The organism is Pseudomonas sp. QD4 (assembly GCF_049199125.1).
Taxonomy (GTDB): Bacteria; Pseudomonadota; Gammaproteobacteria; order Pseudomonadales; family Pseudomonadaceae; genus Aquipseudomonas.
Genome location: NZ_JBLZOM010000007.1, coordinates 127,237 through 141,696 on the forward strand (window position 1 = coordinate 127,237; position 14,460 = coordinate 141,696).

A 14,460-nucleotide genomic window follows, 5' to 3' on the forward strand; every position below is an offset into this window, starting at 1 on the left:
AAACCACTCAATGTGGTGAGTAGGTTCTCCGGTGGTGGTCGTGCCTGAGTTCAGGCGAGCTGAAAATCCGACTTTTTCAACAGAATCGGCCGGAAGCAGCCGCTCGCCTTGTCCGTTTTCGACCCATAACGGACGTTCAAGCAGATGTGATACCAAATGATCGATGGAGTGGGCATTGCCTCTGCGGGGCATTTCAAAGCCTCAAAAATATCACCAAAAGCCCTGGGCATTGATTTCACGGCGATGCGCTGTTTAGCCATCCTGACCACTATCAGCAAAACGCACCGCGATAGCCTGGAATTGCTCATGGTTGGCCAGGAAAACCTCGCAGATTTCTGGATCGAAATGCGTAGCACGTCCCTGGCGGATTATCTCTAGCGCCTGATCGTGTGACATGCTCTTCTTGTATACGCGTCGGCTAATCAGCGCATCATAGACATCCGCCACCGCCATGAGCCTGGCGCTGATGGGGATGTCATCGGCCCTCAGCCCGTCGGGATAACCGGTACCATCCCACTTCTCATGGTGGCTGTAGGCGATCTCCTTGGCAAGGCGCAGAAATGCCACCGAGGTGCCCAACTGCTCTTCGGCATGCCGGATGGCATCGCGCCCCAGTACCGTATGTGTCTTCATCGTCTCGAACTCTTCCGGCGTGAGGCGTCCCGGCTTGAGCAGTATGTCATCGGGTATGCCGATCTTGCCGATGTCATGCAGCGGAGCCGACTTGAACAGCAGGAGGATGCTCTCGTCATTGAGAAAATGCTGGAACCTCGGATGTTCGCGAAGCATCTCGGCCAGTAGTCTGACGTAGTGCTGAGTTCGTCGAATGTGGTTACCCGTCTCATTGTCGCGGGTTTCGGCCAGCGAGGTCATGGCCTGAATGGTCACATCCTGGATGGCGATGACCTCGGCGGTGCGGCGCTGGACTTCCTGCTCAAGGTAAGCCTTCTGATCACGCAAAAAGTCGGCGGCCGCCTTGATCTTCAATTGGGTTTCCACCCTTGCCAGCACGATGGGTGGGTTGATCGGCTTGGTGATGTAGTCCGCGGCGCCCATCTGCAAACCCAGGATCTCGTCTTCCATTGTCGCCATGGCGGTGATGAAGATGATCGGGATATCAGCGGTGCGCGGATCGCGCTTGAGCTGCTCTGCCACCTCATACCCCGACAGATCAGGCATCATGATGTCGAGCAGAATCAGATCCGGGCGAGGCTCCTGCACCGCTGCCTTCAGCGCGCGTTCACCGCTGATGGCCACCCGCGTACGGTAGGTGTCCTTCAGCAAGCCATTGATCAGCGTGATGTTCTCCGGCGTATCATCGACAATGAGGATGATCGGGCTAAGTGAGTAGTTTAGCGTTTCACTCATGATGCTCCCTCCAACACGGGGTATCGCGGGCCGTCGATGCACGTTTGAGTGTTAGCCGTGCGGCCTCGAAGTCAAAGTTGTTCACCTCATTCAGCAACTGCTCGAAACTGTCCTGGCCAAGTGCTCCGCGCAACGAATCCGTATACTGCTCAATATAATCCGGCGCTGCTCCGTCATTGGCCTCCAGCAGGTGCATGAGCGCTATGGCATGCTGTGCCCAGTCGACGCTCGATACCATTGCCGGTGCTGCCTGATCGCTACCCAGCGCTTGGCGGATCGCATGCACAGCCAGCGAGAGCGCTTCGATCAATTCATTCACCAATACGTCCGACTCAGCGTGCTCCCTGATTGCGGTTTCCAGCTTACCGGCCATGACTTGCAGGCCGCTGAAACCGAGGTTGCCTGCAACACCTTTCACGGTATGGGCCATTCGCTCGGCCGTCGCCCGATCACCCGCGCGCAGCGCGTTCCCCAGCACTTGCCCTTCCAAAGCCCTGCGGTCGGCAAATTGACCCAGCAGCTTGATGTATAGCTGGCGATTGCCTGCCACTCGCCTCAGTCCGTCGGCGCTATCTAGCCCTGGAATGTCCGGTAGGCGCTCCTCGCCCGATACGGCGCTGGACGGCTCCACTGCAACCGACCGAGGTACGACCCAGCGCAGAACAGTCGCGATGAGTGCTTGCGGATCCACGGGCTTGGTCACATGGTCGACCATGCCCGCCTCGATGCAGCGCTCCCGGTCCTCGACCCTGGCATGTGCGGTCATAGCAATCACCGGGATCTGTGCGCAGTGAGGCTCGACGCGAATACGCCGGGTCGTCTCAAGACCATCCATCTGCGGCATCTGTACGTCCATCAGCACCGCGTCGTATTGTGCTGCAGCCAACATCGACAGCGCCTCGCAGCCGTTGCCGGCAACTTCCACCAGGGCACCGGCAGCCTCGAGAAGCTCCCTGGCAATCTGTTGGTTGATTTCGTTGTCCTCCGCGACGAGCAGGCGCACTCCAGCGAGCACCCGCGCCTGCGCAATGGGTACGGTTGCCGCCACAACGCCCGTTTGCGGCGCGAATAAGTTGACCAGTACCTCTACCAGCGAGGACTGGTTGACCGGCTTGACCAGGAACGCGCGTATGCCGGCCGCTTGCGCAGCGGCGTGCATTTCGTCATGCCCAAATGCACTGACCATGACGGCGTACAGTGCAGGCTGCAGGCCAAGCGCCCGGCGCGTCGTCTCGATGCCATCCATCTCTGGCATCTGCCAATCCACCAGTAGCACCCGGAACGGGTCGTCGGCCGCAGCACCGCGAAGGCTCTCCAGAGCAGCCTCGCCTGACGCCACCGCGACCGGCGAAAGTCCCGCTACGCGAAGCATGTCGGAAAGGATCTGGCGCGCGTCGGCATTGTCATCAACGACCAGGACGCGCGCTCCGGCGAGCTCCGCAGGGACAATCTGGCGCTGCGTACGCATGTGCTGGTCAAGACCAAGCCAGACGCTGAAAGAGAACGTGCTGCCGGTGCCCGGTTCGGAGTCTACCGCGATCGTTCCGCTCATCAGCTCGACGATGCGCTTCGAGATGGCAAGGCCCAGGCCGGTACCGCCGAATTGTCGCGTGGTGGAGCTATCGGCTTGAGCAAAGGCCTCAAAGAGTCGCCCGGCTTGCTCGGGAGTCATGCCGATACCGGTATCGCGTACACGAACCTGCAGTTGAACCTTGTCGCCGGTGCGGCCCAGGTTGCGAACCACGACCGTCACCTGCCCATGCTCGGTGAATTTCACTGCATTGCCTACCAGGTTCAGGATGACCTGGCCCAGGCGCAGCGGATCTCCAAGCAGCGTCTCGGGAACGTCCGACGCCCGGTCGAACAGCAGCTCAATGCCCTTGTCGTAGGCCTTTTGCGCAATCAGCGAGGACACGTTGTCGAGCACCGCATCGATCTCAAACGGCACTGCCTCGACGCTGAGCTTGCCGGCCTCGATCTTGGAGAAGTCGAGGATGTCGTTGATGATGCCAAGCAGCGAAGTGCCCGCGTTGTGGATCTTCGAGACATAATCGCGCTGCCGCTGGTCCAGCGAAGTCTTCAGCGCAAGGTAGGACATGCCGATGATCGCATTCATGGGCGTGCGGATTTCGTGACTCATGTTTGCAAGGAAGTCGCTTTTTGCCCGCGTCGCCTCTTCAGCAATCTCCTTCGCCCGCTGCTGCACGTGCTCTGCTGCCTTGCGCTCGGTGATGTCCTGCAGCCAGTGGAGCAGCCCCTGCTCCCCCTGGATCTGGATTGGCAGGTAGGTGACAAGTATGGTGCGTTCGCGCCCCTGCCGGTCACGCATCGGTACTTCCTGGTCCTTTGCGATGCCGTCGTCCGTGAGGCGTTCGACGATGGCTTCGCGATCGTGCCCATTCGAGTAAATCTGCGAAGCAGCGTCACCGACGCCTACGCCGAACGTTTCACAAAAGCGGGGGTTGGCGAAGCGGATCACGCCCTGGGTAGAAAAGGCTATGTTGATTGGACTCGTATCGAGGATTGCCTGCAGCCGCGCGCGTTCTTCGCTAAGCGCCACTGCTGCCGCATGATGGTCCGTGACATCGCGCACCCAGCTGGCGACCAGAGTCTCACCGTGGATTGTCACGAATGATGCACCGACCAGAACCCAGAGAATTGATCCATTTTTGTGCAGCAGGCGGGTCTCGAAGTTTTCGACCTTGCCGTTTCGTGTCAGCAGTTCGAGGAAGCGTTCGCGCTCCTCAGGGTCGACATACAGGCTCGTGGCGTTGCGCCCGAGCAGGTCCTCGTTGACATAACCGGTCGCCTGTGAAAAGCGTTGGCTTACTTCCCTGACGACCCCGTTTCGATCTGCCAGCACCAGGCTGGCGGGGCTGGTATCCATGAGCGCGCGGGTGAAAGCCTCGCGCTCGGCTAGCTCTGCGGCAACGCGCTTGCGCTCGTCCACTTCGCGGTTGAGGCGTCGGTTCCAGGCCAGCATGGCGCCGAGCAACAGCAGGACCGCGACCAAACTCGGAATCGCCCAGCTCATTACGGTTTTGATATCGAGGCCGTCCTCGTTGAAGGACTCCTCGAACAGCCGGTATTCCATGAGCGATACGCGATAGTACCGCCGCCAGCTCGCATCGAGCGGCGAATCAATGCGATTGCTGGACTGGAAGAACCGCTCCAGCGCTCGCGCGAGATCCGGGGCGTTGCGCGCAACACCCCACCCAACGCTGGTCGCTTCGCTGACCGGAAACGCAATGGAGAGACGTTCGGGATCTTCACGGGCCCAGCGGAGCGCGCTTTCGCTACCCAACACCGTGAAATCCACCTTCGCATCGGCGACCAGTTTCACCGCCTGTTCGGTTGGCGCATAGACTATTCTGACCGGCTGACTGGAGAGAGGTCCGCGGTTGGCTTCATCGATCCACTGCTCGTAGCCCGTGCCCTTCTGCACTGCCGCCGTCAGACCGAGCAAATCAGACACCTCGTTGCCCAGGGACTGGTTGGAGCGATGGGCGATGACCAGGTTGCGCACCCTGTAGTAGGGCACAAGCAACATCTTCGTTTCGCGCCAAGGGACGATCTGCAAGTCATTTGGATAAAGATCACAGCTGCCGTCGGCGAGTAGCTTCGGGTCGTAGCTTGCCTCGCGTACAGTCTCGCCCCGATCGTCGTGAAACTGCGCATCGAAACTCGGCAGTTCCGTTACCTGTGGGCGTAAACCAAGTGATTGCGCGAACGCCTCCGCATTGGTCCGGTAGAAGGAAGCGCTTGAGCCAGCCACGCATACGCGCAGGACGCCACTTTCCCGAATTTGGGACAGCGTACGTGCTTCCACGCAGGGCATACTCAGCACCAACAAGCCTCCCAGCGCAAGCAACGCTCCCCAGCGCGGCTTTGTTTTCAAAATGCACCTGCTGGTAGGTAATTGCTCACGATCCAACTCGACATATCCTTGTGAACGCCCTTGAAGAGCTTGTCCGCCGTCCTGCACTGGTAAGATAGGCTTTTGGAGTGTAGGCATACGCTACAGCAAGCGCCAGCAACAAAAACTGGGCCAGCTAGCGAATTTCCACTGGTGCTTACCGTTCGGAAAGTGAGTTTCCGGACGCTTACTCAGTACTCGTACACCTAAGTTTCGCCGATGTCCGCTATGGGTCGAAAACAGTCGGTCGCGAGTGACCGCTTTTGGCCGTTAGCGGCCACTTGCGAACGTTCGCTTCTGGCCGGTTGTAGCCCTTCGCGTCAGGCTGCTTTCGGCCAGAAGCAGACCATGGACACGCAGCTAATACGTCAGTAATGTGCAAAGTAATGTGTCGCTTTTCCCCTTCTTGATGTCGCGTTTGCAATCTCGATTTTTTGATTGCTCAAGGCATTAAGCATGAACATGGAATGTTATGCCAAAATCCGTTCGGCGCCTCAAAGTTTAATTTAAGGAGTAATAAAGTGGAAATCAAGATTGATATATTGGGTTCTCCAACAGAAAAGGATAAAGGAGTTCTGAATAATAGGTTTTCAGAATATCTTCGAACTCAATATCCAAATCTTCCGCCAGAATCGGAAGATAAAATATTTATGGTGGTTGCACACGATGAAGCAGGCGACTACATCGGTGCAATAAGCTGTAATTGTTACTGGGATGGCTTAGAAATTGACACCTTTTGGGTTAAGGAATCTCATCGCGGTAAAAAAGTAGGATCTATGCTTTTGGAAAAAGCAGAAGCGATTGGTGCCAACAATGGGGCGGTAGTTGCATTCTTAAAAACCGTTGATGCTAAAAAGTTCTATGAGCGGCATGGGTATGAGATTTATGGTGTTCTTGAGGATCGCCCAATCGGGACTAATCTGTATCATTTAAAGAAACGGCTAGTAAAACTTACATAACAACTGGTTCAAATCGTTCACTTCGCTCAATGGGACGTGCTACCCCCTTAACCAAATGCTGGTCAGAGTCCGCTATGGGTCGGATACTGTCTTTCTGCGAGCGGCAGCAATTGGCCGACTGCTGCCGTCGCAAATGGAAGGTATCGGTCGAAGGCAACCCATCACCTTGCTCTACCCATACGCCGATTGTGCTCGGGCTAAGGATGTACGCCTGACACGCCCGCAAAGCGATCAGTCCTTGATCACCGTCACCGGCGATGGCGACAATTCGTTGAGCATGCGTTGGGGCAAGTCTGGCGCACTCCATGAACTACTAGTAGTGAAACATGCTTCATTAAGATCTTTTGAGAGAAGTGCGTACTTGGTATATCTTGAAATAACGGTCCGAGAGCCAATGAACCAAGAGAGTAGATAATGAGTATCTCTAAAGCATTCACAACGTTTATCCAGGACGCACCCGCCCATGCAGACGCATGGATGCAAGCTGTAAAGGCTCTTGATGAGGCTAGTGCTTTGGATAAAAAAACCGAAGAGCTGGCATATATTGCGGTGCTTGCTGCCACGGGAAACATATCTGGCGTGCCCTTTCATGTGCATTCAGCAAGGTCGCATGGGGCCTCAAGGCAAGAGGTTCTTAGCGCCGTCTTGATTGGACTTCCAGCCGTTGGTTCGACGGTTATTGCCGCGCTGTCTCCTGCTCTTGAGGCATATGATGAAAAAGCTCAATAAGCCTTGCAATTGGTCAACCAAAGCCGTGCAGAAACACTACCAAGCGTTGGTAGGTTCAATTTAGAAACAAGGGTTTCAAAATAGTTGTGCACTTTTACAGGCTCGGCCGATAGCAGTCAGCACACGAGTCAACTTCTTTGACGTAGGCCTGACAAGCTGCCAGCGCGATCAATCCTTGGTCACCGTCGCCGGCGATGGCGACAATTCGTTGAGCAGCCGCTGGGTCAAGTTCACCGCGCGCGGTTCCATGAACCAAGCTGCCGGTGCCGGGGCCGGCTGGCAGCCCATCGCAACTACTCGGGGTGGTGGCTTCGACAAGGACTGACAGCCGCAGGTCAGCAGTAGCAAGCCTGTCACGCAGCCGAGCTTGGCTTTTTTGAGCATTGGTCAACTCCTGGTAATGGGTTTTGTCATTCGCCTGCAGGCGGTCTTCCAGCGCTCGGCGTTCAACCTGCTGGCGGTCTTGCCACTCGATCACCGCCACCGCCGCCTGCTCACGCTCACGCTGATGCACCTCGGCCTGGGTGGCCAACTGGCGCTCGTAGCTGTTGGCCTGCCACTCCCAGGCGGCCCACCCGCTCCCGGCCATCAGCAACAGGACGACGAGAGCCACGCCGCACAGGCGCCAGATTGCGCCACTCACGCCAGCACCTTCGCGGCCAGGTCGCGCAGCGCGACGCGGTCCGCCTGGCCAGTCAGGCCGCCGTTGATGGTTCGGGTGATCTTGGCGAACTGCCCGGAGTCGGCCAGTTCATTGAGGCCGTTCGACTGCCAGAACCACCCGGCGACCAGGGCGGCAGTCTCGGGCTGCTCCACCAGTTCAGGGCGATTTACCAGGTCCAGGCCCAGGGCGGCGCCGGCGGCGCGGTAGTTGTTCGCGCCGGTCAACTGGATCAGGCCCCGGCCTCGATACTTCCAGCCGTCACCAGGCAACGCGTTACCCATCCGGCCGCCGTACGCGATATTCGCGATCTGCTCCGGCTTGCGTGCCACCTGCGCGGCCAGGGCGGCATCAAAGCGATTCGGCCAGACGGCCTGGAGCCGATCGGCGCTGTAGTTGAGGTTCTCGACCATTCGGGTCAACTGGCCGGACTCATGCCCGACCTGGGCGATGAAGGCCGCCATGCGCACCGGGGAGTTGATCTTGAAACGTGTCATCGCTGCATTCAGCGCGGGCACAAAAAAGCCCGCGACTTGGCGGGCTTGGGGGAGGATCTGCAGCAACTGCTGCTGGGTGATGGGCATGGTGTTTCCTCAGGCAAAAATAAACCCGCTCGATGGCGGGTGGCGGTGTATTAGGTTGGCTTGAGTGGCCGGTGGGTTGCGTCCGGGTAACCCTCGGCGCCTTCGGTCCAAGCTCGCAGTGCGAGCCAGTAGGCTTTCCACTGAGCCGATGTGCCGGGGATTGAGTCGTCGCCAAATTCGATAGCGGTCACGTTTTCGCGGGCGTGGGGCATCTCAGCTTCGCGCCATTCGTTTTCGATATCCCTGAGCGCCGATGGGCTATTGCCCCATCCAGGAAACTGCCAAGGCTGGTCAGCTCGTCCGGGGCCATCCGGCACTTCAAACTCGCTAAGGGGAGCGTCGTCGGTCGACCCCAAATAAACCCCTGCCTCTGACACGTAGTAGCGGCGTGTGCCACCAACAGTTTCATAGATCGATTGTTCTTCAGTCGATATTTCGGTAATCATGCATATAGCTCCACAATAAGGCTGCCGTAATTACCTGCCGGAATACTTAGCGGCTGACCCGCAGTAGATAGCACAATCAACCCACCTTCGGCCACGACAAGGGTTAGCTGAGTTGTGGTGGGTCTGGCGAGTTGTGACCCAAAACCCTTCTGTGCAACTCCGTAGTAATCCCCGTTCTGCTGTAGCAATACCCTATCCCCTACAGCCCATCCGGCGTATGCGGTCGTAAACGTAAAAGTAAGTTTGGCAGACTTAGGTTCTATCCCGAAGTTGTGGGTCAGCACATTCATGGATCCGAAGGTAGGATTGAATGGTGAACTCGTCCACTTCTTGGAAAACACCAGGTTCGCAGTGTCAGCCTTGACCGCCAAGGCTGTCTGTAAATCTGCCTGATCTGTGAGGGCGCCCCACGTCCCATCAGCGCGCAGAAATTTTACCTGGTCCCCGGCCGCCGAACCCGGCACCAGGCCCTTAACGCCTGCAGTCGAAGCCGTAGCCCCGACCATGGTCGGAACGCCCGTTTTCGAGCCCGTACCGCCCTGCGCCATGCTCAGCGGCGTGGTGAGCCCGGAGAGCGAAGTGATATCGCTGTTCGCGCCGCTGGCCGCCTTACCCCGGGTGACCATTTCGGCTTCTTCCGCAGACTCCGCGGCAGCCTTAGCCGACGCCGCAGCTGCTTCCTCAGAGCCAACAACGGCATCCCTTGCCGCCTCAGCCCGCAGAGCCGCTTGGCCGGCTGACGTCGCATCCTGCGAGGTCGACTCCTTATTCTGGGTCGACAGGTCAGCGGCAGCAGTTGCGATATCCGCCTTGGCCACAGCCACGGCTTCAGCCTGAACCGCAGTCGCGGCAGCTTCGGTTGCAGCCGTGACTTGCTCTTGCATGTCCGCCACGCCGCTGGCAATCACACCGGTCGCAGCGCGCAGAGCATCGGCCGAGTCTTTGACGTACCCCTGCATCGGTGCAAGCGAGTAGATCCCGCCTGAAACAGGCTCGCCCTGATAACTCGGCGCGATGGATAGAGCGATGTCGCTCGCGATGTTGGTAACTTCGTACCACTCACCATCAGGCCCGCGGAACGCATCACCCACACGCGAGTTTGCAATGAAAGAGGTGCCCGTACCAATAACCGCATTGGAACTTTGGGTAACGGAAACCGTACCCGTTTTATACCATGTCATTTCTTTCCCCTAGGAAATAGGTTTTGCAAATACTACCGGGGTGTATAGAGTTCTCTGCAAATCAACGCCTACAGCCTGAATTACCAACCTGTCGCTTTCATACTGCCAAAGAGCGTACATATTCCCTTGCCTGGAAGTACTGCCTGCAACATCCATCGCAATATTATTAAGCAACATATAGTCGCCCGTGCTAAGTGGCGAATAAGCGGTCCAACTTAACCTGTACACTCCTTGGCTTGTTTGTTCGGCGCCAAGGTAGGTCCAGCCCACGATTGTCCTTGTAAACTGGGCTGCCGGCGTACCATTATCAAATAGTAATTTTGATGCACCATCCCAAAGCCTCATGCCAAATTTTGCCGTCTCGTTAGACTTGAAGGCAGCAGAAAACCATGAGCCCGATGTTCCCTGCCCTGAAATACCAACAAACGAGAATCCTGTCCAAGCACCAGGAGATCCCGATATCTTGCAAAAACAGAACATGTTTGACTGATTTGGCCTAACGAAAACCAAGGGCGGTTCTGCGGTTGTCACTACAGCAGGGAAGGAAACCCCAACACCAGAACCGTTACCACTCCAGGTTCCACGAGCGACAACGACGAGCCTAGAAAACTCAGAGTCCAAAACCACAACATTGCTGTTATTTACAAATGTCAGTCCATAAGACATTACCTGTACCTCATAACTAGGAGCCTTTGTGGGGTAATCCCTACAGGTCCGGTTGAGGTTGCTGGGCAGCCAAAATAAACAGTGACCCCGCCGGATGAGACAACCGGAGTGAATTGAATCGCCGCAATGCTTTGGCCATCCGTTCTGTAATCCGTTACAGGAACACAAACAGCGGAATGTGTAGATGGTGTGATTCCGGGAATTGATATAAATACACTTCTGCCGGAACCAGAGATTACTGCGGAATAAACTATCCCGACGGTAAAGGAGCTCTCATCCAACTCAAGGGCGCCTGTGGCGCCCCATATCCTCATACCGAAACTCATGCCGTCAGATCTCCAAGCTGTACGCGCTTCACTCCGTTTTCGTCGTAGACCTTGACTGCACGGTTGGTCATGGTCAGGCGTCCACCACCAGGTGCAGGTCCGTTGAACTCCAGGTTGCCGGCTTTATCAAGGCGCCATCCCTGCACGCCGGCGACGTAATTGTCCGATTGCAGGGCCTGGCCGATCTTGAGCATGGTGATGCTGCCGTCCTGGATGAACGCCGAGCGCATGAAGACCTGCCCGTTATCCACCGTGAACGGCGTGAACACCTGCCCGCCTGCCAGCGTGCTGACAATCGCGAAACGGTCAGCACTCACCAGGAACTGGCTTCGAAGCACTCCCTCTTCGTCCTGCTCGATACCCAGACCAAAACCAGCCGCCACCAACTGGCCGTCGGCGTTAACCTGCATCTTCACCGAGTACATCGTTTTGAACTTGCCGTCGGTATCGGCCTGGGCCTCGCTCACGACCTGCACGGCCGCCGAAGTCTCTCCAATTTCTGCCCTGACCTGCTGAATTGCCTGAGAAGTCGCCTCGCGATCCGTAACCACCACGCTTTCGAGCTCACTCACCGAACCACTGACATCGCCCACCTCAGCTGTAAGCTCGGTCTGCCGCTGCACCAAGGCCTCGTTCTGCGAGGCGCGCGTCTTCACTTCCTGCGCGAAACTCGCCGAAGCGTTGTAGCCCTGGAGCGCATCGGCAAGATCGCCCTCCCCGTTGTCGTCCCGATAGGACGCCTGCAGAGCCTGGAGGCTCGACGCCTGGGCGGTGACCACACCATCCAGCTCAGTGATGCTGGTGGTGTTGGTCTCCACCTGGCGCGCCAGGCCATTGGCCGTGACCAGCACCTGGCCAACGTCCACCCAGTAGTCGATGTTCGGCGGCGAGGTATCGACCGGCACCAGCTTGGTGGCCTGATAGATCCGCTTGCCGACCACCACCAGGTCACCCTCGAGGTAGACCGAATCGGGGTCATAGGCCGACAGCCCGTCGAGCGCATCGATCTGCGCCTGCAAGCCTGGGATCTTGTCGAGCTCATCGTTGATGTCGTCGCCCAGCTCAGTGCGGCCGATCTGCCCGGCGATCAACTCAAGCACCGGCGCCGCGTCGGCGCTGGCCATCCCCATCACGCCATTGCCGACGGGATAGAAAGGACCCACATTGCCGGTGCGGTCCACCAGGCGCGCCCAGAAGAAGAACTGAGCACCAGCAGAAAGCGCCTGCATGCTGTAGTTGCTTTGCGGGTGCGCCAAGTCGGCCAGCTTGGTGGCCGCCGACAGATCATTGGCCTGGCCGTACCACAGCTCAGTACGCTGGGTGTCCTCGGCACCGGGCGGGAAGCCCCACCGAATGCCGATGCCGAACAGTTCGCTGGTGGTGGACAGGAACGCCACCGCCGGCGGCAGGCCCGTCTTGCCTTCCAGGTTGGTCAGGTTGGAGCTCTTCCAGATCGAGGATATCTCGAAGGCGCTCACCGAGCGGACCCGGGTCAGGTAAGCGCCCGAGTAAATGCCAGTGACGTCTACGCTGGTCGATCCAGTCCGCTGCAGCTTGATCCAGTTTCCGTTGTCCTTGCGCCACTCCACGTCATACGCGACTGCACCGGTCACAGCAGGCCAGGAGACGTTCATGGTATTGACCGCTAGGCCCTGGTCCACCGAGTAGTTCGACGTGATGTCGACACTCGACGGCGCCGGCACCACGGTGGTCGGTACAACGCTGATTGGCCGCTCCTCCAAGCGCGCGCCGGTGTCGATGTGATCGAACTTGCTCGGGTCGTACTGAACTGCCGAGATTTCGAAAACGCCAGGCTCTGGCCGAGCAACACTCACTACTCGATAAAGCGGGATGGCCAGGTCATCAGCATCCAGCGCCCACACCAACTCCGGCTCGGGCGCCACGGAGTAAGCCACCGTGACGGTGACCTGCCGGCCGCTCACAAGCTCAACGGTACGCCCCTCACACTTACCATCTGGCAGGTTAAGGATCAGACGATCGCCGGGCTTGGCCTGGGTATCACGGTCCAGCGTGATGACCTTGCCGTTCACCGCCGAGATGCGCCCGCCCACCGGCCGACCCGCAAGCAATTCGTCAGCGATCGGAATCACGTAGCCAGGCAGCGGGATACGTCCGTCCAGACCGACTTTGAACGTAACAGCCCTGTCCTTGGAGTTCGTGAGCAATGCCCACTTACCGCGGCGCTGCGCCTCAGACTCGCGCGTGCACCCTATTGCGCTGACCTCAAGTGGGTTGTCGCCGTAGCGGCGCTGAAGCTTCGGATCGGTCACAGCTGTGACGTCCGTGTCGTAATTGTTTGCTGGGTTGTCGTAGCTAATTAGCGCCCGGCTATAGCGTGTGCGCTCCGAAGCGCTCGAATACGTGAACTTGCCATCAATGACGTTTGCCCGCGTGTAGGCGAAGTCGAAGTCAGTGGCGCGCGGCATATCCGACAGGGTGAAGACCTGGCCCTGTGCCCAGTAGGTCATGCCCCGGTAGATCGCCGAGATGTCACGCAGCAGTGACCAGGCATCAGCCTTGCTCTGCAGGTTCAGGTTGCAGATGAAGCGCGGCTCCTGGCCCCCCTTCCCGTCCGGCACCAGTTGGTCGCAGTACTGCGAGATCCGGTACAGCTCCCACTTGTCCACCATCCAAGGCTTGATGCGCCGGCCCAGGCCGAAGCGGTCGTTCGTGGTGATGCCGTAGGTGTGCCAGACCGGGTTGTCGGTCCACGCCTCTTTAAAGGTGCCGTCCCAAATACCCGAATAGGTGCGAGTCCGAGGATCGTAGTTAGTCGGTACCTGCCACTTCCGGCCATCGCACTCGACGGTTACCGCAGGGATGCTGCGGAACTGCTCGGCTGAAAACTCAATGTAAAGCAGTGCAGTGTTCGGGTACCGGATCTTGGCGTCGATTACCTCCGTGAAACCAGCGATCTGCATGGTGTCGGAGATTTTGTTGTTGTTCTGATTTGGGGTCAGACGAGTGATCCGCAGCAGCCAACCAGTCGTGGCTCGCGGCAAATTGATACGACGGGTGCGCTCATAGAGACTGGTGGTCTTGCCAGATACAGCCTCGTTCAGCACTTCCTGGTAAGCGCCGCCGTCTGTGGCCAACTCGACCTTGTAGCCGATCGAATAACCGTTGATGTTGCCGCCAGAATCAACGGACTGCAGAGCCGGCCATGCGAAACGCACGCGCACAGCCGAAAGCTGGATATTTGAGATCGCCCGAACCCACGGCGTGCCACTACGCAATTCGGTGCTGATCGTAGTCTCGTTCTCTACCGAAGGGATGCCCTGAATGTAGGGCTGATCAACGGCACCGGTGCGCCACTCCCACTTCACGTTCGGGAAATTCATATTCCCCTGAGGGTCTTGCAGTGGCGTGTTGTCGAGAAGGATGTCGCGGCCTGTGGGGATGCCTTCAAAATCCCCCTCACCCACAGCGATCAGCATTTTGGCGATGGCAACAGAGCGAAGGCTGTCCGGCGCCTCGGTAGGTGTTTTGGGTTTATCTGAACCGCCTTTGGCGCCGTGGATCTCGATCTTCTCTGCTGCGCCCATACTTTTCTCCAGGCAATAAAAAACCGCCTCATGGGCGGCTGCGGTGTTAAGCGTTGCG

Annotated in this window: 11 protein-coding genes and 1 pseudogene; 2 read left to right on the top strand and 10 right to left on the bottom strand. The window is 58.0% G+C overall.

From position 1 onward, the window contains the following. Nucleotides 1–50: 50 nt before the first annotated feature. Genes ACOZJV_RS29565 through ACOZJV_RS29575 form a run of 3 tightly spaced genes read right to left on the bottom strand, consistent with a single transcriptional unit; the run spans nucleotide 51 to nucleotide 5,302 of the window. On the bottom strand, nucleotides 51–260 hold the full coding sequence (locus ACOZJV_RS29565) for a hypothetical protein (RefSeq protein ID WP_421549091.1): 210 nt from the start codon (nucleotides 258–260) through the stop codon (nucleotides 51–53). After that, entirely contained in the window at nucleotides 253–1,368 is a 1,116-nt protein-coding gene (locus ACOZJV_RS29570; RefSeq protein WP_421549092.1) for an HD-GYP domain-containing protein, read from the bottom strand. Before ACOZJV_RS29570 ends, ACOZJV_RS29565 begins: the two co-directional genes overlap by 8 nt. Then, nucleotides 1,361–5,302: a response regulator gene (locus ACOZJV_RS29575; RefSeq protein WP_421549093.1), complete on the bottom strand. Its 3,942-nt coding sequence runs from the start codon at nucleotides 5,300–5,302 to the stop codon at nucleotides 1,361–1,363. Before ACOZJV_RS29575 ends, ACOZJV_RS29570 begins: the two co-directional genes overlap by 8 nt. Nucleotides 5,303–5,805: 503 nt before the next feature. Here ACOZJV_RS29575 and ACOZJV_RS29580 point away from each other — a divergent pair. After that, nucleotides 5,806–6,243 (top strand): GNAT family N-acetyltransferase, encoded by a 438-nt coding sequence (locus ACOZJV_RS29580; RefSeq protein ID WP_421549094.1) that lies wholly within the window; start codon nucleotides 5,806–5,808, stop codon nucleotides 6,241–6,243. A gap of 202 nt (nucleotides 6,244–6,445) precedes the next feature. Here ACOZJV_RS29580 and ACOZJV_RS29585 read toward each other — a convergent pair. Continuing rightward, nucleotides 6,446–6,541: pseudogene (locus ACOZJV_RS29585) on the bottom strand (lysis protein); the annotation flags it as partial. A 116-nt stretch (nucleotides 6,542–6,657) separates the two neighbouring features. Between ACOZJV_RS29585 and ACOZJV_RS29590 the strand changes: the two are divergent. Next, nucleotides 6,658–6,972, top strand: a complete 315-nt coding sequence (locus ACOZJV_RS29590; RefSeq protein WP_421549095.1) for a carboxymuconolactone decarboxylase family protein — start codon at nucleotides 6,658–6,660, stop codon at nucleotides 6,970–6,972. A 94-nt stretch (nucleotides 6,973–7,066) separates the two neighbouring features. On the opposite strand, the gene ACOZJV_RS29595 is transcribed toward ACOZJV_RS29590, so the two are convergent. From ACOZJV_RS29595 to ACOZJV_RS29620, 6 genes are all read right to left on the bottom strand, one after another. After that, nucleotides 7,067–7,561, bottom strand: a complete 495-nt coding sequence (locus tag ACOZJV_RS29595; protein ID WP_421549199.1) for a lysis protein — start codon at nucleotides 7,559–7,561, stop codon at nucleotides 7,067–7,069. A gap of 50 nt (nucleotides 7,562–7,611) precedes the next feature. Then, nucleotides 7,612–8,217, bottom strand: coding sequence for a glycoside hydrolase family 19 protein (locus tag ACOZJV_RS29600; RefSeq protein WP_421549096.1), 606 nt, complete (start codon nucleotides 8,215–8,217; stop codon nucleotides 7,612–7,614). 50 nt (nucleotides 8,218–8,267) lie between these two features. Further along, nucleotides 8,268–8,663 carry a hypothetical protein gene (locus ACOZJV_RS29605; protein ID WP_421549097.1) on the bottom strand — a complete coding sequence of 132 codons (396 nt, stop codon included), beginning with the start codon at nucleotides 8,661–8,663 and terminating at the stop codon, nucleotides 8,268–8,270. Continuing rightward, complete coding sequence (locus ACOZJV_RS29610; RefSeq protein ID WP_421549098.1) at nucleotides 8,660–9,844, bottom strand: hypothetical protein; 1,185 nt, start codon at nucleotides 9,842–9,844, stop codon at nucleotides 8,660–8,662. The genes ACOZJV_RS29605 and ACOZJV_RS29610 overlap by 4 nt, the downstream gene beginning before the upstream one ends. A gap of 9 nt (nucleotides 9,845–9,853) precedes the next feature. After that, the gene (locus tag ACOZJV_RS29615; RefSeq protein WP_421549099.1) at nucleotides 9,854–10,510 is read right to left on the bottom strand and encodes a hypothetical protein; all 657 of its coding nucleotides are present in this window, start codon (nucleotides 10,508–10,510) and stop codon (nucleotides 9,854–9,856) included. 322 nt (nucleotides 10,511–10,832) lie between these two features. Continuing rightward, the gene (locus ACOZJV_RS29620) at nucleotides 10,833–14,402 is read right to left on the bottom strand and encodes a host specificity protein J (RefSeq protein ID WP_421549100.1); all 3,570 of its coding nucleotides are present in this window, start codon (nucleotides 14,400–14,402) and stop codon (nucleotides 10,833–10,835) included. Between the last annotated feature and the right edge of the window lie 58 nt (nucleotides 14,403–14,460).

Coding starts and splice junctions, on each gene's coding strand:
- ACOZJV_RS29565 (WP_421549091.1), bottom strand. CDS start 260: ATGGCTAAACAGCGCATCGCCGTGAAATCAATGCCCAGGGCTTTTGGT.
- ACOZJV_RS29570 (WP_421549092.1), bottom strand. CDS start 1,368: ATGAGTGAAACGCTAAACTACTCACTTAGCCCGATCATCCTCATTGTC.
- ACOZJV_RS29590 (WP_421549095.1), top strand. CDS start 6,658: ATGAGTATCTCTAAAGCATTCACAACGTTTATCCAGGACGCACCCGCC.
- ACOZJV_RS29595 (WP_421549199.1), bottom strand. CDS start 7,561: ATGGCCGGGAGCGGGTGGGCCGCCTGGGAGTGGCAGGCCAACAGCTAC.
- ACOZJV_RS29600 (WP_421549096.1), bottom strand. CDS start 8,217: ATGCCCATCACCCAGCAGCAGTTGCTGCAGATCCTCCCCCAAGCCCGC.
- ACOZJV_RS29605 (WP_421549097.1), bottom strand. CDS start 8,663: ATGATTACCGAAATATCGACTGAAGAACAATCGATCTATGAAACTGTT.
- ACOZJV_RS29610 (WP_421549098.1), bottom strand. CDS start 9,844: ATGACATGGTATAAAACGGGTACGGTTTCCGTTACCCAAAGTTCCAAT.
- ACOZJV_RS29615 (WP_421549099.1), bottom strand. CDS start 10,510: ATGTCTTATGGACTGACATTTGTAAATAACAGCAATGTTGTGGTTTTG.
- ACOZJV_RS29620 (WP_421549100.1), bottom strand. CDS start 14,402: ATGGGCGCAGCAGAGAAGATCGAGATCCACGGCGCCAAAGGCGGTTCA.